The sequence below is a fragment of the Bradyrhizobium sp. SZCCHNRI3043 genome (genome assembly GCF_032377735.1).
Taxonomy (GTDB): Bacteria; Pseudomonadota; Alphaproteobacteria; order Rhizobiales; family Xanthobacteraceae; genus Bradyrhizobium.
Genome location: NZ_JAUHID010000008.1, coordinates 29,691 through 48,272, shown reverse-complemented (window position 1 = coordinate 48,272; position 18,582 = coordinate 29,691). Strand labels below are relative to the sequence as shown.

The 18,582-nt window shown below is 65.1% G+C and carries 16 protein-coding genes; 9 read left to right on the top strand and 7 right to left on the bottom strand.

Annotated elements, in window-relative coordinates:
- Nucleotides 1-23: 23 nt before the first annotated feature.
- The 4 genes from QX124_RS17855 to ipdC all read left to right on the top strand — a co-directional run bounded on the left by QX124_RS17855 (nt 24) and on the right by ipdC (nt 4,481).
- Nucleotides 24-1,244, top strand: a complete 1,221-nt coding sequence (locus QX124_RS17855) for a hypothetical protein (protein WP_409997713.1) — start codon at nt 24-26, stop codon at nt 1,242-1,244.
- Nucleotides 1,245-1,442: 198 nt separating this feature from the next.
- On the top strand, nt 1,443-2,354 hold the full coding sequence (locus tag QX124_RS17850) for an acyl-CoA acyltransferase (protein WP_315797854.1): 912 nt from the start codon (nt 1,443-1,445) through the stop codon (nt 2,352-2,354).
- 141 nt (nt 2,355-2,495) lie between these two features.
- Nucleotides 2,496-2,687, top strand: a complete 192-nt coding sequence (locus QX124_RS17845) for a hypothetical protein (protein ID WP_315797853.1) — start codon at nt 2,496-2,498, stop codon at nt 2,685-2,687.
- Between the two features lie 156 nt (nt 2,688-2,843).
- Nucleotides 2,844-4,481: an indolepyruvate/phenylpyruvate decarboxylase gene (gene ipdC / locus QX124_RS17840; protein WP_315797852.1), complete on the top strand. Its 1,638-nt coding sequence runs from the start codon at nt 2,844-2,846 to the stop codon at nt 4,479-4,481.
- 33 nt (nt 4,482-4,514) lie between these two features.
- On the opposite strand, the gene QX124_RS17835 is transcribed toward ipdC, so the two are convergent.
- The gene (locus tag QX124_RS17835; RefSeq protein WP_315740797.1) at nt 4,515-5,666 is read right to left on the bottom strand and encodes a hypothetical protein; all 1,152 of its coding nucleotides are present in this window, start codon (nt 5,664-5,666) and stop codon (nt 4,515-4,517) included.
- A gap of 315 nt (nt 5,667-5,981) precedes the next feature.
- Here QX124_RS17835 and QX124_RS17830 point away from each other — a divergent pair, with 315 nt between their 5' ends.
- Nucleotides 5,982-6,587, top strand: a complete 606-nt coding sequence (locus QX124_RS17830; protein WP_315797851.1) for a LuxR C-terminal-related transcriptional regulator — start codon at nt 5,982-5,984, stop codon at nt 6,585-6,587.
- A 127-nt stretch (nt 6,588-6,714) separates the two neighbouring features.
- On the opposite strand, the gene QX124_RS17825 is transcribed toward QX124_RS17830, so the two are convergent.
- The 6 genes from QX124_RS17825 to QX124_RS17800 all read right to left on the bottom strand — a co-directional run bounded on the left by QX124_RS17825 (nt 6,715) and on the right by QX124_RS17800 (nt 12,307).
- Nucleotides 6,715-6,960 (bottom strand): hypothetical protein, encoded by a 246-nt coding sequence (locus QX124_RS17825; RefSeq protein ID WP_315740795.1) that lies wholly within the window; start codon nt 6,958-6,960, stop codon nt 6,715-6,717.
- Between the two features lie 240 nt (nt 6,961-7,200).
- Nucleotides 7,201-9,750, bottom strand: a complete 2,550-nt coding sequence (locus QX124_RS17820; RefSeq protein ID WP_315797850.1) for a hybrid sensor histidine kinase/response regulator — start codon at nt 9,748-9,750, stop codon at nt 7,201-7,203.
- 6 nt (nt 9,751-9,756) lie between these two features.
- Complete coding sequence (locus tag QX124_RS17815) at nt 9,757-10,071, bottom strand: response regulator (RefSeq protein WP_315797953.1); 315 nt, start codon at nt 10,069-10,071, stop codon at nt 9,757-9,759.
- Between the two features lie 223 nt (nt 10,072-10,294).
- Nucleotides 10,295-10,684, bottom strand: a complete 390-nt coding sequence (locus tag QX124_RS17810) for a response regulator (RefSeq protein ID WP_008968243.1) — start codon at nt 10,682-10,684, stop codon at nt 10,295-10,297.
- Nucleotides 10,685-10,928: 244 nt separating this feature from the next.
- Entirely contained in the window at nt 10,929-11,651 is a 723-nt protein-coding gene (locus QX124_RS17805; protein ID WP_315740838.1) for a Crp/Fnr family transcriptional regulator, read from the bottom strand.
- Nucleotides 11,652-11,833: 182 nt separating this feature from the next.
- Nucleotides 11,834-12,307, bottom strand: coding sequence for a hypothetical protein (locus tag QX124_RS17800; protein WP_315797849.1), 474 nt, complete (start codon nt 12,305-12,307; stop codon nt 11,834-11,836).
- On the opposite strand from QX124_RS17800, the gene QX124_RS17795 reads away from it, so the two are divergent.
- The 4 genes from QX124_RS17795 (at nt 12,306) to QX124_RS17780 (ending at nt 18,578) form a co-directional block, all read left to right on the top strand.
- Nucleotides 12,306-13,055 carry a histidine kinase dimerization/phospho-acceptor domain-containing protein gene (locus tag QX124_RS17795; protein ID WP_315740793.1) on the top strand — a complete coding sequence of 250 codons (750 nt, stop codon included), beginning with the start codon at nt 12,306-12,308 and terminating at the stop codon, nt 13,053-13,055. The two genes, QX124_RS17800 and QX124_RS17795, sit on opposite strands and share 2 nt — an antisense overlap.
- A gap of 296 nt (nt 13,056-13,351) precedes the next feature.
- The gene (locus QX124_RS17790; protein WP_315740792.1) at nt 13,352-14,902 is read left to right on the top strand and encodes a flagellin; all 1,551 of its coding nucleotides are present in this window, start codon (nt 13,352-13,354) and stop codon (nt 14,900-14,902) included.
- 226 nt (nt 14,903-15,128) lie between these two features.
- Nucleotides 15,129-15,524, top strand: coding sequence for a flagellar biosynthesis repressor FlbT (gene flbT / locus QX124_RS17785; RefSeq protein ID WP_315740791.1), 396 nt, complete (start codon nt 15,129-15,131; stop codon nt 15,522-15,524).
- A 258-nt stretch (nt 15,525-15,782) separates the two neighbouring features.
- Complete coding sequence (locus tag QX124_RS17780) at nt 15,783-18,578, top strand: hybrid sensor histidine kinase/response regulator (protein ID WP_315796963.1); 2,796 nt, start codon at nt 15,783-15,785, stop codon at nt 18,576-18,578.
- Nucleotides 18,579-18,582: the final 4 nt, after the last annotated feature.

Sequence of the window (18,582 nt, the reverse complement as noted above, 5' to 3'; positions counted from 1 at the left end):
CGGCGTTGCGGATCGACGAGCGCATCGGCGGCGGCAATCTGGTCACGCATCTGGCCGGCAAGAGCACGCAGATCTATCAGGCGCTGCACGGTGTCGGTGCCAGGATGGGCCGAATGGATTCCTACGGCTGGCGGACGTTAGCGCGGGTGCCCACGCCGCACGACTTCGATGCCGCCATGCTGGAGGCGCACAAGAACGGTATCATGCCGCTGATCCTGCTGGAGTACGAAGGCAGCTATCAGAGGTTGGATCCGCCGCAGCCGATCGGATCCTATCAGGACTGGTTCGCCGCCGGGCAGGCGATGGCGAGACGTTTCCGTCCCGGTGGCGATTGGGGCCGCGAGAACGGCATTCCCGATTGGGGCGCAACCGTCTTCACCGCGATCAACGAGCCCGACGTGCAGGCCACGATCCCGCGCCAGGACTATCACGACGCGCTGGCTGGGCTTGCGGACGGTGTTCACAGCGTCGACCCCAAGCTGCGGGTCGTTCCCGGCGGCTTTGCCACCTGCAACTCGCATGGCGATGCGACGTTGCGCGGCTACGGTCCGGCGATCGCCGATCTGCTCGAGGACGGCCGTCTCGACGGCATCGACCTGCATACCTACTACAATGATAAATGGTATCCGATGACCCGCGGCCGCGAGTTCTCGGTGCAGACCTGCTTCGACCGCATCAAGCAGGCGATGGGGCTGAGCCGCGACATCAACTTCTACGCAACCGAGTTCAACGTCGCGCGGGCCGGCGCATGGGATAGCGAGCCGGACGCGGCGAGACTGTTTCTCAATGCGATCTGGGACCAGCTTGCGGTGGTCGGCAAGGATGGCAGCTCGCCAGTGTCCATGCTGGCGTTTCCTTGGAATCTCGGCGACACGCCCGATGTCGACGGTCTGGCCTATGCAATGGCGGCGGGCAAGGATCCCTGGACCCCGGAGGCGCGCAGCCTCGTGGTGAAGACGGTGTTGCAGCTCGCCGGTCACATGAGGATCGTGTCCATCGACCGGCGGCTGGCGCTGTACACGCTGCGCGGATCGGATGCCGATTTGATCGTGTGGCAGAACATTGCCGGCTGGACCGACCGGCCGGGCCGCGCGGTCGAGCTCGAGCTGCCCGCATGGACGCGCAGCCTCGAGGTCTGGGGCTGGGACGGGCTGCGGCGCCGCATCGAGGCGAAGCCCGGCCGCTTCTTCGTCGACGGCTTCAATGCCGATGAAACCTACATGTTTCGCGTGCCGCGGCCGTGAGTGATGACGCCAGTCGCGAGGGTCACCGTGAGGGGGGCGAGTGACAACACCTCGATGTGGTTCGCGAATCCCGTTAACTGAAAAGTAAGGTCAGCGCGACGTGGTTCACTGCCACCTGACCTTTTTACGATAATTGCAGCCGTGACAATCCCGCCGCGCGACGGGTGACGCGCTGGACCTCTCTCGGGTGATGCTGGAATGCAGCCGATCAAAAAGGCCGAGATTGCGAACGACAAGCCGGTGCCGGCGCAGGCCGTGACCGGGGTTCGCATCCGAGAGGTCCGCACGGCGGATCTGCCGGCGGTCGCTGCGCTGCTGACGCGCGGATTCGCCTTCCGCAGCGAGGCCTATTGGCTGCGCGGACTCGAACGTCACGCGGCGCGCCCGCGGCCGGCCGGCTTTCCGGCATTCGGCTATTGTCTCGACCATGGCGGCGTTCCCGTCGGCGTGATCCTGCTGCTGTTCTCCGAGCTCCACAGCGGCGGTAAGCCGATCGTCAGGGCCAATGTCTCGAGCTGGTATGTCGAGCCGGCGTTCCGTGCCTTCAGCTCGATGCTGGTGCGCGCGGCGACCCGCGACAAGACGGTGACCTATTTCAACATCACGCCGGCTCCGCACACTTGGCCACAAGTCGAGGCCCAGGGCTTTTCGGTCTACTGCAAGGGACAGGTCTACGCCGCGCTGGCCCTGTCGCGATCGCGCTCGGATGTCCGTATCGAAGAATTCTCCGAGGGCGATGTGCATGGGCTCTCTCCCGACGCGGCCGATCTGTTGCGGCAGCATGCGCAATGGGGGTGTCTCAGTCTCGTCGCGCGCGAGGCCGATGCGGCGTATCCGTTCGTGTTTCAGAAGCACCGGGTGATGAACGCGCTGCCGGTGTATCGCCTGCTGTATTGCCGGGATGTCGCCGACCTCGTGCGGCTGGCCGGCAACATCGGCCGGTTCCTGCTGCGGCGGGGCGGCCTGCTGGTGCGGCTCGATGCGAACGAGCCCGTTGCCGGGCTGGCCGGCTGGTACTCGGACAAGCGCGGACGCAAATATGCCAAAGGTCCGCATCCGCCGTGTCTCGGCGATCTCGCCTTTACCGAGGCCGCGCTGTTCGACGGCTGAGAGGTGGCAATCGATTGGGTTGCATGGTCCCGCTGCGGCGGCCGGGATACTGGCTCACGCGGTCTATCGGACCGATGTGACGGCACGCACAGTCTGGGCTTCCGGCCTGCGCCATCCTCCTGGCAAGGGAGGTGGTCATCCATGTCTTACGTTTTCGAACTCGCGCTGGCGGCGATGCTGCTGTTCTTCCTGTTCCTGCCGATCACCGATCGCAGGACGGTCATGATGAAGCTCTGCATGATCATGGCAGTCGCCATCCTGTTCACGGTTACGCTTGCCGTCCCGCATGGCGTTGCACCCTCCGCCCAGGTTCTGCGGCTGACGGCGAACTGATGTGGCGCGGGTGAGCTCGGGCCTTGCCGCTCCAGCATGAAGTTTGGACGGGGCAATCCGGACGGTACGGCTCGCAGACCGAACGGCCGGCGGTTGGCAGTCCGCCCCTCATCGTGTAGCACCGGCTGAACGTCACGCCACGCTCAGGGGATCCGGATGCCTGCTCTTGCCCATGCGCTGCTTGCCGCCCTGAAGGACCACGGCGCCCGCGAGATCTTTGGCATTCCCGGCGACTTCGTGCTGCCGCTGTTCAAGGTCATCGAGGAGAGCAACATCCTGCCGAGCGTCACGCTGAGCCATGAGCCGGCGGTCGGCTTCGCCGCGGATGCGGCCGCACGCTATCATGGCGGCCTCGGCGTCGCCGTCGTCACCTATGGCGCCGGCGCCTTCAACGTCGTGAACGCGGTCGCCGGCGCCTATGCCGAACGCTCGCCGGTCGTGGTGATCGCGGGCGCGCCCGGCGCGCGTGAGCGCGTCTCCGGTTTTCTGCTGCACCACCAGGCCCGCACCGTCGACACGCAGCTCGCGGTGTTCAAGGAGATCACCTGCGATCAGGCGGTGCTGAGCGATCCGGCCACGGCGCCGGCCCAGATTGCGCGCGTGCTGCGCAGCGCGAAGGAGATGTCGCTGCCGGTCTATCTCGAATTTCCGCGCGACATGGTCGATGCCGAGGTCGAGCCGGTGGTGCCGCTGCCGCCGCGGCGGGCCAGCCGCGAGGCGCTCGACGAATGCGTCGAGGAGATCCTCGCCCGCATCGCGCAGGCGGAGCGTCCCGTGATCGTCGTCGACGTCGAAATCCGGCGCTACGGCGTCGAGGACAGGATCGCGGCGCTCGCGCGCAAGCTGGGCCTGCCGCTGGTGACGACCTTCATGGGCCGCGGCCTGCTCGACAGGGCCGACGATGTCGTCGCCGGCACCTATCTTGGCGCCGCGGGCAACCCGGCGATCACGGAACTGGTCGAGAATGCCGATCTCGTGCTGATGCTGGGCGTCATCCTGTCGGATACCAATTTCGCGCTGTCGAACCGGGCGCCGGACCCGCGCCGCATGATCCTGGCCGCCAGCCGAGAGGTCCAGATCGGCCATCACGCCTATCGCGACATGCCGCTCGGCGATCTGATCGATGCGCTGGACGAGCGCGCGGCACCGCGGGCCGCAGCTCCCGGCCTGCCGCGGCAGCGCTCGGTCTATCCGCGCGGCCTCGCTGCCGATGGTGCGCCGATTGCGCCTTCGGACATCGCGACCGCGGTCAACGACATGTTCGATCGCCATGGCCGGATGCCGATGACCTCCGATATCGGCGATTGCCTGTTCACCGCGATGGAGATCGACAATACCGCGCTGGCCGCGCCGGGCTACTACGCCGGGATGGGCTTCGGCGTGCCGGCCGGCATCGGCGTGGCCGCGACCGGCCTTCGTCCGCTGATCCTGGTCGGCGACGGCGCATTCCAGATGACCGGATGGGAGCTCGGCAACTGTCGCCGCTACGGCCTCGATCCGATCGTCGTGCTGTTCAACAATTGCAGTTGGGAAATGCTGCGCGTGTTCCAGCCGGAGTCGCGGTTCAACGATCTCGATGACTGGCACTATGCCGACATCGCCAATTCCATCGGCGGCACCGGCGAGCGCGTCGCCACCCGGAGCGAGCTCGTCGCTGCGTTGGAGCGCGCGGTGCATCGGCGCGGACGCTTCTCGCTGATCGAAGTGATGCTGCCGCGCGGCAAGACCTCGGACACGCTGGCGCGCTTCGTGGCAGGATTCAAGTCGGCGCGCGAGCGCATGGCTCAGGGCTAGGATGGCCGGAAGGGCGCTCTGAACGCGCGGCCGTCAACCGGTTGCCGACCGCAGCACCGTCTTGATCGCGTCACGGCCCTTCCAGGCGAAATAGGTGAGGCGGCCGCCGAACGAGCGATGGCTGCGCAGCCGGTTGGAGCCGAGCACGTGCCCAACTTCTGCGGGGAAGCGCTTGACCTCGGCCTGCACCATTCTGTCGGTATTGGCCATGATGGCGTTCAGGCGCGTGCCCCACTCGGACTCGTCGATGCGATCGATGCGGACCTGGATCGCATACTCGATGTCATAGATGCTGGTTAGGATTTCCTTGGCGGTCACGACGCGGTTGTTCTTCAACGCGACACGAAGCGCGAGCCGCTTGTCCTCGAGCTGATCGAGCACCATCGGCACGGTCATGGCGTAGGGCGCCGCGATGACATCCGCGACGTTCTTCGAGCGCGCCGCCTTGGTCGCCAGCCGCAACACCTGCCAGGGCTCCTTCAGACGCTTGGCGACCAGCGTCAACGCAAAGGGCACGGCTTCCGGCTGCCTCTTGCGCAGCGCATCGAGCAGCAGCACCATCTTCTTCACCTGCGGATCGTCGAACTCAACGATCCGGTCCGGCAGCGAATCGGCGAACTTAGCGAGTTCCTCGCGGGCGCGCAGCGCCTTCAACAGCTTGACGACGTCGTCGAACACCGACGGCGAGGCCGTATAGGCCTTCAGCTTGCTGCGGACCTGCTCGATGCCCTCGGCGCGCGCCAACGTGCCTTCCAGCGACTTCGTCACCTTGGTCTGGAACGCGCTCGCGACCTGGCGGATCTCGCGCTGCTTGTCCCCGGCGATCAGGTCCTTCATCTGCGCGTTGTAGTCTCGCGCCATGGTCGGCAGCAGATCGCGCGAGATCCATTCCCAGATCGGCGTGAGGGAGCCGCGGGCAATGCGGCCCTCATTGGCATGCTCCGGCGAACCGTCGATGAGAAGCTGCTCGACGGGCATGAAGAAGTAGCGCGACGGATTGATGGTGCGGTGGCCGCCGGCGCCATTGTTGTTGCGGATCTCGGCGCGCAGCCGGGCCTGGAGGTCGGCGGATCCCGGCATGTCGACGCCGCTCAGCTCCAGCCGTTCGAGCTCGCTGAGCAGGCAGCTTCGTGTCAGCGGTGACAACCGCTGCAGGAATTCCCAGATCCGGTCGACCGGTCCCATTGGCGTCAGGCTGTCAGCTATATGTCAAGGTCGCTCGTCTCCACGGACGAGCACGGAGCTCATCGAAGCACGAAACAGTTGGTGCGAAATTAATGTCAGTAAACAATCGTAGCATTGCACGACATCGTGGACAGGCGTCGCGGCACGCGCCGGGGACGGGTCTCCCGAAGCACGGCATCACGCCCGGCTTAACCATTTCAGATTGTAACTTTTGGGAAAATTAGCGGCGGTTGCGCGAGTTGCCGGGAAAAATCCCGTATTGCTACGGACGGTATAATTAACCATGTTAAAGTTGCCGCCGCGTCAGAATGAGGCATGGCACAGCTGAACAACAGCCTTTCCGACGCTCACGCCGCACCTGCTCCGGGCGGCCAAGGAGTTAACGACCCGGACCTCCTGGCGACCCGTTCCGGCACATCTGCGCCGCTCGCGATGGGACGTCACGACGACCAGGGCACGCTTGCTTTGGCGCGTCAGCTGAACGGTTCGCTCACCGCCCTGATGCTCTACATGGAGGAAATCAAGCAGCGCAGCGACGAGATCGCCAGGACGCCCGGCGAGCGCCGGCATGTCCAGGTGGTCGTCGACAACGCGTTGCTGCAGACCGAGCGGATCTGCGCCCTGGTCAACCAGATGTCCGGCGCGCACGGGCAGTTAAGACCGCTGTCGCGGATGGTGCCGGCTCACGAGCAGGGCACGGCGCCCGCGCGACCACCCGGCCGGGCCAGCAAGTCGCTGACCCCGCGCGAACACGAGGTCCTCAAGCTGATCAGTGAGGGGCATTCGAACAAGGAGGGCGCCTTGCGCATGGGCATCAGCCCCCGCACCTTCGAGAGCCATCGCGCCGAGGCCATGCGCAAGGTTGGCGCGCGCAACACAGCCGAACTCGTTCGCGCAGCACTTCTCAACCAGATCGGATGACGGCGGACGAGCGCGAATGCCGCGCTCGCGCTTTCGACCCCCGCGGTGCCCCGCGCTGCAGGCAATGAAGATCGGCGTCCGACCGGCTCGGTCGAACGCGCTGAGCGGGACGCGGACGTCCGTGCTGTCAGAAATAATCCTCGGCGAAGGGGCGAACCCGGGAGGTCGGGCGCAGCGGCGCCTGCGCCTTGGGCGGTGCCGGCACGATCGTAATGGTCCAGCGCGGCGGTACGCTCGCTTCGTTCTCCATGACTGAACGGACGTGGCCGGTGATCGTCGATCCGCCGGATTTCACGGTCGCGGTCCGGCCGTTGAACTGCGCAATTCGGAAACGCCTGACTTCCTTCTGGTCGGCGGTTTCAAAAGTAAACATGGGACACATCTCCTATGTGACCCCGAGTCTCGCAGCTCATGATTAGTTGATTGTGAAAATCGTGAGCCGTAGAAGTACGGCGTCAACTTATTGTAAGGGAATATGAAGATCAGGTTCAGCGAATCCGCGTCGTGAAGGTCCCGTTTGCCATCTCGGTCGTCCGAGCCCGTCGCGGCGGTGCGGCGTGCGAGACGCCGCGCAGATCGGATTGCGCCATGGAGGCCTGCGGCCTCCCCCGCTTCAATATTGCAGCTCCTGGGCGCGGGCGGCGGCGTAGGCGGCCTCGATGTTGTCGAGCAGCTCGGCATACTCCTTGGCGGACAGGCGTGGCGCGCTCTTCTCCAGCGCGAGCGCGTAGGTCGCAAGCCGGCGGTACCCGAAGGTTCCGGCTGCGCTCTTCAGCGAATGCGCCTCGCGGCCGATCTTGATGCGCTCGCCGTCGAGCGTCAGCTGGCGGAGCTGCTTCAGCCGCGCATCCGTCTCGCTGAAGAACACGTCGCGGATCTCCTGCGCGGCCTCGTCTCCGATCTCGCCGACCAGCTCGGCATAGGCTTCGCGGTCGAGCGCGGCTTCGGGAGCAATTTCGGTGTCGGCGGCAATGTCGGCGGCCCTGGCATCCGGCTGGGCCGGCACCAGCGGGGCGTCTGACGCCACGGTGTCCAGCACCGGCACGGGCAGGGGCAGCACGCGCAGGATGGCTTCCACGAGCGCTTTCTTGCGGGCCGGCTTGACGACGAAGTCGTTCATCCCGGCTTCCCGGCAGGCCCGAATATCCTCCATGAAGGCGTTCGCCGTGAAGGCGATGATCGGCACGTTGGAACGGCGCTCGCCTCGCGCGCGAATGGTCCGGGTTGCCTGGAAGCCGTCCATCTCCGGCATGCGGACGTCCATCAGGATCAGGTCGTAGTTGAAGCGGCTGGCGGCGGTGACGGCCTCGGCGCCGTCGCAGGCCGTGTCGGTCTGGATGTCGAAATCCTTGAGCATCTTGGTCGCGACCAGGCGATTGGTCGGATTGTCGTCGACCACGAGGACGCGCAGCGGCCGGCCGAACGCCGCGATCCGGTTCTGCAGCGAGGTGTAGATGCCGTCGTCGTTCTGCTCTGGCACCGCGATGGTCTCGGCAATCGGCAGCGTCAGGCGGAACGAGAAGGTGGATCCGCTGCCCAGCGTCGAGGTGACCTTGATGTCACCCCCCATCTGCTCGATCAGGCGCTTGCAGATCGCCAGCCCGAGTCCGGAGCCGCCGAACCGGCGGCTGATCGAATTGTCGGCCTGGACGAAGTTCGCGAACAGCGAGCCGATCTTGTCGGCGGCAATGCCGATGCCGGTGTCGGTCACCGTCCATTCCACCGTCGCCTTCTCGTCATCCTTCTCGATGCCGCGCGTCGTGACGACCACTTCGCCTGACGAGGTGAACTTGACCGCGTTGGACACCAGGTTGAGCAGGATCTGGCGAATGCGGCCGGCGTCGCCGACCAGCGCCGGCGGCACGGCCGGGTCGTTGACGCTCCTCAGCTTCAGGTCCTTGGCGGAAGCCCGCGGACCGATGATGCTCAGCGTGTTGTGGACCAGGGCCTCGGCGGAGAACGCGATGTCCTCGAGCGAGAGCTGGCCGGATTCGAGCTTGGAGAAGTCGAGAATGTCGTTGAGGATCTCGAGCAGATTGTCGCCGGCATTGTGGATCGCCACCACCGAGCGGCGCTGCTCGGGATCGAGATTGGTCTCCAGCAGCGTCGTGGCGAGGCCGAGCACCGCGTTCATCGGCGTGCGGATCTCGTGGCTCATCATCGCGACGAAAGTGGACTTCGCCGCGTTCGCGGCCTCGGCGGCCTCGATCAGGTGCTCGTGGCGTTCCCACCAGCGTGAGATCAGGACGGCGGCCGCGAACACGGCCATCGCGCTCACCAGGGACACGATGACCAGAAGCGTCGCCATGTCGCGCCAGGCCTTCAGGACGTCGTGCTCGAACACCGACACCACGATCATCGCGGGATAGTTCGGCAGCATCTTTGCCGCCCGCCGGCGCATCTCGCCGGTTCGTGCGGAGGGTTCGCGCAGCACGCCGCCGGCCGACAGTGCGCGCTGACCGAAGCCGGAGGTCGGCTTGCCGATCTCGCTCGTGGGCGGAAAATGCGCGAGCAGCGTACCGTCCTCGCGGATCAGCGACACCGCGGCATCGAGACCCTGCGCGGTGGAGCCGAAGAAGTTCTCCAGATAGGGCACGGACATGGCGCCGAGCATCATGCCCATGAACTCGCCATTGGAATCGTCGAGCCGGCGGGCAAAATAGATGTTCCAGGTGCCGTCGCCGCGATTCTGAACCGGCGTGCTGAGGAAGGTCCGCAGTGCAGGGTCGGCCTTCAGCGCCTTGAAATAGTCGCGGTCGGCGATGTTGACGTCCGGGATCGGCCAGTAGCGCGAGAAGTTCAGGAGCCCGCCTTGTGCGTCGATCAGCGTCACCGCATCGATCTGCGGCAGTCCCGCGATTTTCTCCTTGAGCAGGAGGTGGGTCTGATGGTCTGACGCGACCTTGCGAAACGCTGCAGCGTCGATGGCGCCGCCGCGCACTAGGTAGTCGCGCACGCTGGTGAGCACGAGGTCGACCGATTTCACCGAGCGGTCGGCGTTCTCTGCAAGCGTGAGGCTATGGCGGCTGAGATCTTCCTCGGCGTGCTGAAGCGCGTTCTCGCGCAGGTTGGTGAGGAAGAACAGGTTGCTGCCGGCAATGACGCAGATGAGGATCAGCGCGATCGCTGCAGGCGCTCCCAGAAAGCGCTTCTTGTTGCTCATCGCCTGCTACCAGCCCGCCGCTCTGACCAGCCGCCGGCAATCGGTCTCCTGCGCGATCTGCTTCAGAGTCTGCCGGGGCCGCATCAGATCGATCGGCTTCGAGAAGGGAGGATCTATGTTCAGCTCGAGAACCTCGGTGCCGGGGCGGTTGTCCAGCGAGAGGTCCGGCATGACGCAGTCCAAGTTCCTCTTCTGCAGGACGATCGAGGCTGCGTCGACCGGGCTCACGTCCGTCGTGTTGAAGCCGGCCTGTGCTGCGATCTTTCGCAAGATGGACAGATGCACGGCGGCATCTTCGATCACGAGGAGGTCGTTGCGCATGAATTCCCTGTCCCTTTGCCACCCTGACGCGGTCATCGGCAAGCAGGATTATGTCTATCGGCCGGCTCTGACCCCCTCGTAAATTTTGGTTTCCGTACGACTACGGGGAGGGCACGGCGATGTATGCGTCCTGCAGTCGTCAACCACGCGGAGTTCGCCCGCCAAAGAGAAAGCGGCCGAACACCGGTCCGGCCGCCGCGCAGGACATTCCCAGGGAGCTCGGCTATTCGGCCGGGCCGAACACGGCTTCCATCTTGGTCTTGAGCGTCGCCGCATTGAACGGCTTGACGATGTAGTTGCTCACGCCGGCCTTCTTGGCGGCGATGACGTTTTCGGTCTTCGACTCGGCTGTGATCATGATGAACGGGGTCTTCGACAGCTCCGGGCTGGCCCGCACCTCCCGCAGCAGGTCGTAGCCGGTCATCGGTTCCATGTTCCAGTCGGAGATCACCAGACCGTACTTCTTCGCCTGCATCTTCGAGAGCGCGGCCGATCCGTCGCTGGCGTCGTCGACGTTCTCAAATCCGAGCTGCTTCAGCAGGTTGCGGATGATCCGGATCATAGTGGCGTAGTCATCGACCACCAGGATCGGCATCGACAGATCAAAGGCCATGTCATTACTCCGCGCGTTTGGTCAAAAGCCGAACACGGGCGAGGTATATCAGCACGAAGATTATTCGACGCCTCTTGGAACTCGCGCTCGTCAGCACGTCGACAATTATCAGCGCCCGTTGAACAGCGCGTTAATTCCAGCGGTGCCGACGATGGGGATCATGCCACGGGCCGTAGTTGTACGGAGGCAAGGGCGCTCGGCGAGGCAACGGCGCGCGACGAGCGAGGGCCGGACCGACGCCTGCTCACGGCACGCTGCGTGGCCGGACCAGATTCTCGTAGTGGGCCTTCACCGTACCGTAGCACTCGCACGCCGTCTTCTTCAGCCCGTCCAGATCGATGATCTCGATATGGCCGCGGCTATAGTGGATGAAGTCCGCCTGCTGCAGCGTGCTCGCCACCAGCGAGACGCTGTTGCGCCGGGCGCCGATCATCTGCGCCAGGGCCTCCTGGGTGATGTAGAGCTTGTTGCCGCCTGAAAGGTCATGCGTCTGCAGCAGGCAACGGGCGAGACGCGACTCGACGGTGTGGGCGGCGTTGCAACCGGCGGTCTGCTGGCTCTGCACGTAGATGGCGAGTGCGTGGCGCAACATCAGCGCGCGAAACGAGGGGCTCTGTTCGGCGGCCGCCCGTACCTTGTCGATGTCGACGACCGATGCTGCACCGGGAACGAGGACCGCCGCGCTGTTCAGCACCACCGGATCGCCGCCCGCGAGCAGGGACATGCTTCCGAAGAGACTATCGCGACCGATCATCGCCACCTGAACGCGCTCTCCGCGCGCGAGGTTCACGACCAGCGAGATGACGCCGCGATGAGGAAAGTAGATGCGCGAAAGCTTTTCGCCGACCTCGGCGAGAATGGAGTCTTGCACCAGATCCACGGTCCGCAGATAGGGTCGGATCAGCTCGAAGTCATCGTCGGTCAGTGACGACAGGAAGCCGTTCGGAGAACGCAAGCTGGGGTCCAAAGCCATCTCCTGCATTGCAGTAACGGAGCCTCGCAGATCTCAATGCACTCATGGTTCCATAGAACTGCGTCCCATCCGCTGACAAGAAGAATCACGGGTAATATTCCCAGTAAAGGCCATTCGTTCCTGCTGTGCTCGTTGTCGTGCAGACGGGCGCGGATGCGCGGTTGCGCATTTGGCCATCAACATGTGTGCGATGTGCTGATCTGATAGCGCGCTGTTGTATACAGTCGGCACGCATCGGCCTCGCCTGGTGAAAGCAGCGTATCGCGCTTGCGGCGAGCCTCCTTCTTGCTCCGGCCGCCGCAGCTCCGGCGGGCACGAACACCACGTAGCATGCGGCCGCAATTGACAGCGGACATCTTGAAGCCAAAATCGCTAATAAGCGCGCTGATTCGTTGACGGATCTTTTTCTGTCGGATGCAACCCTCGTCGCGAGTGGAGGCATCGGCCGGTGTTTTGCGACTGGCGGTGACGAGGTTGTCGTCATTGCAGGAGCAGGAGTCCGCCTGATGCTGCATCCAGCTGGAGCGCGATCGATGGTCAGCGATGAGACTGAGCGCCAAGACGAAGCTGAACGTTGCAGCGGCGTCCGTTCGTTTGCGTCCCGATAGCCCCGCCGTCCTCCCCCCCCCAACAGGTAATGCAGGATTCATGGCCTCTTCCACCTACCAGCGGTCCAACCAGTCGTTGCCGAGCGCGGGCGTAGACATTCCGGCCGCAGCGACGCCGGACATCCACCCAGGAATGGCGATCGTCGGTCAGGTTGCCGGTGGCCTGCTGCACGACTTCAACAACATTCTCACCGTGATCACGGGGACCATCGACATTCTCGCCGAAGCGGTCGAGGACAAGCCCGAACTGGCGGCCGTCGCGCGTCTGATCGACGAGGCTGCGACTCGTGGCGCTCGATTGACCTCGCAGCTTCTGTCGTTCGCAAGAGGCCGGCCGCCGCTGCCATGTGCGGTGGAGTTGAACGAGCTCCTGATCGACGTCGCTCGTCTGCTTCGTCCGACATTGGGCACCGAGGTCGAGGTGACGACATCGGTGGGCGCGGACGTGCCGGCCGTCTTCGCCGATCCGGGACAACTGATGGCGGCACTGCTGTGTCTTGCGATCGGGGCCCGACATCGATTGGAGCATGGCGGCCGCATCGACATCGAGGCAAGGCGCATGCGTGCGGACGCCTCGGGTGCCGACGGCATTTCCTCCGACGTGCTGATCGTGTTGACGGCGTCAGTGAGCGCGGCGGATGCCTCTCCAGCCGATCCCGCCTTCTCGGAGATCCGCATGGTCGAGGATTTCGTCAGGCGTTCGAACGGACGTCTGGAGCTCAAGGAGCCGCGCGGCCGGACCGCCGGCGTCGAGATCGTCCTCCCGCGCGCCGACCGCGTCCCCTCGTAGTCGGCCGCTCTTCCGCAAGCTCATAGTTAGCGCTGCCTTAACGGTAGCACCGCGCATCGGTGCACGCCGACCGCGAGGCCGTGTCAGCGCGCCACTTTACCGCGAGTCCCTGCGGTCTGCGCGCATTTGATCGAACTGATTAGCGGCCAATTAGGATTAACGGCGGCGGCGGACGCCGCGCGCGGCCGTTCCGGGATCAATTTAACGAACGGGTAGGATTCCGCGGACCAGTCTGCGCCATCGCCGACAGAACGGTGCGGCGATGTTTACTCATGTTCATCCAGAAGGGAATGACAATGTCAGGTATCGTCCTCTCCGCGTCGGTTCGCCAGAACCTGCTCTCGCTCCAGTCGACGGCTCAGCTCCTCGCGACCACGCAGAACAACCTCTCCACGGGCAAGAAGGTCAACTCGGCGCTCGACAATCCGACCAACTTCTTCACCGCCCAGGGTCTCGACAACCGCGCTTCCGACATCTCCAATCTGCTCGACGGCATCGGCAACGGCGTGCAGGTGCTGCAGGCCGCCAACACCGGCATCACCTCGCTGCAGAAGCTCGTCGACAGCGCCAAGTCGATCGCCAACCAGGTTCTGCAGAGCGCGGTGGGTTACTCCACCAAGTCGAGCGTGACCTCGGCGGCTCTGACCGGCGCGACCGCCACCGACCTGCTCGGCTCCAGCTCGACGGCTGTGACCGGCTCGGTCGTGAACAACGACAATACCTCGAGCGCGGTGGCGATCACCGGCTCGACCAAGCTGTCGGGTACGGCAGGCACCGCGTCGAACAACCTCGCCACCGGCATCACCTCCGGTGAGACGCTGGTCGTCAACGGCACCACCTTCACCTTCGTCACCGGCACGTCCTCGTCCGGCACCAACATCGGCATCGGCGACAGCGTCAGCAACCTGCTGTCGGCGATCCAGACCCAGACCGGCGTCACCGCGTCGATCACCGCGGGTGCGATCACCTTGACGCCGCCGGCGGCGGGATTGACGCTCTCGGGCAGCACCGGCACCTTGGGCAAGCTCGGGCTGACTGCTGTCGGCGACGGCTTGTCAGGTCAGACCTTGACGGTCGGCGCCACAGGAGGTGGCACGGCGACCAGCATCACGTTCGGTCTAGGGACAGGACAGGTCAAGTCGCTGAACGATCTCAACGCCAAGCTCGCAGCCAACAACCTGCAGGCCACGGTCGACTCGTCTACCGGCAAGATCTCGATCACCACGACCAACGACGCGGCTTCGGCCACGATCGGCGCGATCGGTGGTACGTCGGCTGCGGCCAGCCAGGCCTTCAATGGTCTGACGGCGGCGGCTCCGGTGGCGGATGCGACCGCGCAGACGCAGCGCGCAAGCCTGGTCTCCCAGTACAACAACGTGCTGGCGCAGATCAACACGACCGCTGCTGACGCTTCGTTCAACGGCATCAACCTGCTGAACGGCGACACGCTGAAGCTGACCTTCAACGAAACCGGCAAGTCGACGCTGTCGATCACTGGTGTCACGTTCAACTCGGCGGGCCTCGGCCTCTCGACGTTGACCTCGGGCACCGACTTCCTCGACAACAGCTCGGCGAACAAGGTCATCGGCGTGCTCACCACCGCGAGCTCCACGCTGCGCAACGAGGCCTCGACGCTGGGTTCGAACCTCTCGGTCGTGCAGGTTCGTCAGGACTTCAACAAGAACCTGATCAACGTGCTGCAGACCGGCTCGTCGAACCTGACGCTGGCCGACACCAACGAGGAAGCGGCCAACAGCCAGGCGCTGTCGACCCGCCAGTCGATCGCGGTGTCCGCGCTGTCGCTCGCCAACCAGTCGCAGGCGAGCGTGCTGCAACTCCTGCGCTAAGGCGCGGGCGGCACCCACGAACATCGGAGGCGGCGGGGCTTGCCCCGCCGTCTTCGGCTCTAGAATATTCGAAGATTGACGTCGCTCGGCTTCGGCGTCTGCGGCGCCGGATCAGCCGGACAGCGAGCACGAGAGCAACGTCGTGTCGACGCGAATGCAGCCTGCCGACGACGCCGCTCCCGAGAGGAGACTCCCGAGAGGAGCCTTCTGAGAGGAGAGTTGGGCCATGCCCCTGCGGGTCGAGCTGAAGCCTTTCGAGCGCATCGTGATCGGCGACAGCGTCATCGTGAATTCGAACACGCGCGCCCGCTTCATCGTCGAAGGCGACGCGCCTATCCTCCGCGAACGTGACACCGTCACCGCCGAGACCGCCGATACGCCGGCCAAGCGCCTCTATCTCTGCGTCCAGACAATGTATCTGAAGAACGACGCGATCCGCTATCGCGCGTCCTATCTCGCCTGCATGAACGAGTTGCGCAGGGCGATTCCGGAAGCCGCCGGCCAAGCCGAGACGGTGGATCGCCATGTCACGGAAGGAGCGCTGTACAAGGCGCTGAAGGAGATCAGGGCGCTGATCGAGCGAGAGGATCGCGCAGTCGCGCCGGCCGAAGCGATGCCTTGACATTCCGGCCGCCGAAGGGGCCGGGCTCGCCGCAGCCTGAGAGGTTGATGCTACGTCCGTATTAGCACGGACAATAAAATTAACGGGACGGATAAAAGCCCCACCTAACGATGGCACGGACAGAAAGTCTGTTCAGCCCAGTCAGCGAGGGCCGGGTATCGATCCGCGCGGCTGGTGAAGGCTGGGACCGACCGTTGCTCTGACAGGGATCAGCGGTCGCCCCGTGACCGCGGCGCCAATTCTTGGAAGGCCAGTTTCATGGATGACCTGTTGCGTGAGTTTCTGACGGAGACCAGCGAGAGCCTGGACACCGTCGATAATCAATTGGTGCGGTTCGAGCAGGAGCCGAACAACGCCAAGATCCTCGATAACATCTTCCGGCTGGTGCACACGATCAAGGGGACCTGCGGCTTCCTCGGCCTGCCGCGGCTCGAAGCGCTGGCGCATGCCGCCGAGACCCTGATGGGCAAGTTCCGCGACGGCATGCCGGTCACCGGCGAGGCCGTGACGCTGATCCTCACCACCATCGACCGCATCAAGGACATCCTCGGACAGCTCGAGGCCAACGAGGCCGAGCCCGAGGGCGAGGACCGCGACCTCATCAGCGAGCTCGAAGCCATGGTCGAGCGCGGCATGGCGGCAATGGCCGCGTTGGCGGAGCCGATCGCGATGGCCGGCGAGACCGCGCCACCGCTTGCGCCTGCAGCGCCGGCCGCGCCCGCGGTCACGCACGGCTCGCTGATCGACCAGACGCTGGAGCGTCCGCTGCGTCCGGGCGAAGTGTCGCTCGACGAGCTCGAGCGGGCCTTCCGCGAGACCGCGATCGAGTTGCCGCCCGCGCATGAGAAGGCGCCTGAGCCCAAAGCCGCTGCCCCGGCGACGGTCGCCAAGGCCGGGCCTGCCAAGGCGGAAGCAGAGGCCAAGGCCGAGGCGCCGAAGAAGGCGGCGCGCGCCAAGGCCAATGCCGATGGCGAGGTGCACGAGAACGACAAGGTCGCCAACCAGTCGATCCGCGTCAACGTCGACACGCTCGAACATCTGATGACGATGGTCTCGGAGCTGGTGCTGACGCGCAACCAGCTGCTCGAGATCGCCCGCCGCAACGAGGACACCGAGTTCAAGGTGCCGCTGCAGCGGCTGTCCAACGTCACCGCCGAGCTGCAGGAGGGCGTCATGAAGACGCGCATGCAGCCGATCGGCAATGCCTGGCAGAAGCTGCCGCGCATCGTCCGCGACCTCGCCACCGAACTCGGCAAGCAGATCGAGCTCGAGATGCACGGCGCCGACACCGAGCTCGACCGCCAGGTGCTCGACCTGATCAAGGACCCGCTCACCCACATGGTGCGCAACTCCGCCGATCATGGTCTCGAGACGATGGCCGAGCGCGCCGCGGCCGGCAAGGCCGAGCAGGGCACGATCCGGCTGTCCGCCTATCATGAAGGCGGCCATATCATCATCTGCATCGCCGACAACGGCCGCGGCCTCAACACCGAGCGCATCAAGGCCAAGGCCTTGGCGAACGGCCTCGTCACCGAGGCCGAGCTCGAGAAGATGACGGAAGCGCAGATCCACAAGTTCATCTTCGAGCCGGGCTTCTCGACCGCGGCCGCCGTTACCTCGGTCTCGGGCCGCGGCGTCGGCATGGACGTGGTGCGCACCAACATCGACCAGATCGGCGGCACCATCGACATCAAGTCGGTGCTCGGCGAGGGCACCTCGGTCACCATCAAGATCCCGCTGACGCTCGCGATCGTCTCGGCGCTGATCGTCGAAGCCGGCGGCGACCGCTTCGCGATCCCGCAATTGTCGGTCGTCGAGCTGGTGCGCGCGCGCGCCAACTCCGAGCACCGCATCGAGCGCATCAAGGACACCGCGGTGCTGCGCTTGCGCAACAAGCTGCTGCCGCTGATGCATCTGAAGAAGCTCTTGAAGATCGACGACGGCTCGTCGACCGATCCGGAGAACGGCTTCATCGTGGTGACGCAGGTCGGCAACCAGACCTTCGGCATCGTGGTCGACTGCGTGTTCCACACCGAGGAAATCGTGGTCAAGCCGATGTCGACCAAGCTGCGTCACATCGACATGTTCTCGGGCAACACCATCCTGGGCGACGGCGCCGTGATCATGATCATCGATCCGAACGGCATTGCGAAAGCGCTCGGCGCCGCCGGCTCGGCCTCGCAGGCGGTGTCGGACGAGCACGCCGCGCATCACGCGATCGGCGGCGAGCAGCTCACCTCGCTCTTGGTGTTCCGCGCCGGCACGGCGCAGCCCAAGGCGGTGCCGCTGGCGCTGGTCACGCGCCTGGAGGAGATCGCGGCCGACAAGATCGAGATCTCCAACGGCCGCTACATGGTGCAGTACCGCGACCAGCTGATGCCCTTGGTGCAGATGGAAGGCGTGTCGGTGCAGACGTCAGGCTCGCAGCCGATCCTGGTGTTCGCCGACGAGACCCGGGCGATGGGCCTCGTGGTCGACGAGATCATCGACATCGTCGAGGAGCGGCTCAACATCCAGGTCTCCGGCGCCAAGGACGGCATCCTCGGCTCGGCGGTGATCAAGGGCCAGGCGACGGAAGTGATCGACGTCGGCCACTTCCTGCCGATGGCGTTCGCCGACTGGTTCATCCGCAAGGAGATGGCGACCGAGTCGCAGACGCAGTCGGTGCTCTTGGTCGACGACTCGCCGTTCTTCCGCAACATGCTGGCGCCGGTGTTGAAGTCGGCCGGCTACAAGGTGCGCACGGCGGCGTCGGCGATCGAGGGCCTCGCCACGCTGCGTTCCGGGCACAGCTTCGACATCGTCGTCACCGACATCGAGATGCCGGAGATGAACGGCTTCGAGTTTACCGAGGCGATCCGCGCCGACCAGAACCTGAACCAGATGCCGGTCATCGCGGTGTCGTCGCTGGTGTCGCCGGCGGCGATCGAGCGCGGCCGCCAGGCCGGGCTCTACGACTACATCGCCAAGTTCGACCGGCCCGGCCTGATCGCGGCGCTGAAGGAACAGATCGAGGAACGGGCGCGCGCCGAAGCCAACCGGCGGGCCGCGTGACAGC

Bases quoted from the DNA above. Each gene is read 5' to 3' on its own strand.
- QX124_RS17850 (WP_315797854.1), top strand. From the start codon at position 1,443: ATGCAGCCGATCAAAAAGGCCGAGATTGCGAACGACAAGCCGGTGCCG.
- QX124_RS17845 (WP_315797853.1), top strand. From the start codon at position 2,496: ATGTCTTACGTTTTCGAACTCGCGCTGGCGGCGATGCTGCTGTTCTTC.
- ipdC (WP_315797852.1), top strand. From the start codon at position 2,844: ATGCCTGCTCTTGCCCATGCGCTGCTTGCCGCCCTGAAGGACCACGGC.
- QX124_RS17835 (WP_315740797.1), bottom strand. From the start codon at position 5,666: ATGGGACCGGTCGACCGGATCTGGGAATTCCTGCAGCGGTTGTCACCG.
- QX124_RS17830 (WP_315797851.1), top strand. From the start codon at position 5,982: ATGGCACAGCTGAACAACAGCCTTTCCGACGCTCACGCCGCACCTGCT.
- QX124_RS17825 (WP_315740795.1), bottom strand. From the start codon at position 6,960: ATGTTTACTTTTGAAACCGCCGACCAGAAGGAAGTCAGGCGTTTCCGA.
- QX124_RS17820 (WP_315797850.1), bottom strand. From the start codon at position 9,750: ATGAGCAACAAGAAGCGCTTTCTGGGAGCGCCTGCAGCGATCGCGCTG.
- QX124_RS17815 (WP_315797953.1), bottom strand. From the start codon at position 10,071: ATGCGCAACGACCTCCTCGTGATCGAAGATGCCGCCGTGCATCTGTCC.
- QX124_RS17810 (WP_008968243.1), bottom strand. From the start codon at position 10,684: ATGGCCTTTGATCTGTCGATGCCGATCCTGGTGGTCGATGACTACGCC.
- QX124_RS17795 (WP_315740793.1), top strand. From the start codon at position 12,306: ATGGCCTCTTCCACCTACCAGCGGTCCAACCAGTCGTTGCCGAGCGCG.
- QX124_RS17800 (WP_315797849.1), bottom strand. From the start codon at position 12,307: ATGAATCCTGCATTACCTGTTGGGGGGGGGAGGACGGCGGGGCTATCG.
- QX124_RS17790 (WP_315740792.1), top strand. From the start codon at position 13,352: ATGTCAGGTATCGTCCTCTCCGCGTCGGTTCGCCAGAACCTGCTCTCG.
- flbT (WP_315740791.1), top strand. From the start codon at position 15,129: ATGCCCCTGCGGGTCGAGCTGAAGCCTTTCGAGCGCATCGTGATCGGC.
- QX124_RS17780 (WP_315796963.1), top strand. From the start codon at position 15,783: ATGGATGACCTGTTGCGTGAGTTTCTGACGGAGACCAGCGAGAGCCTG.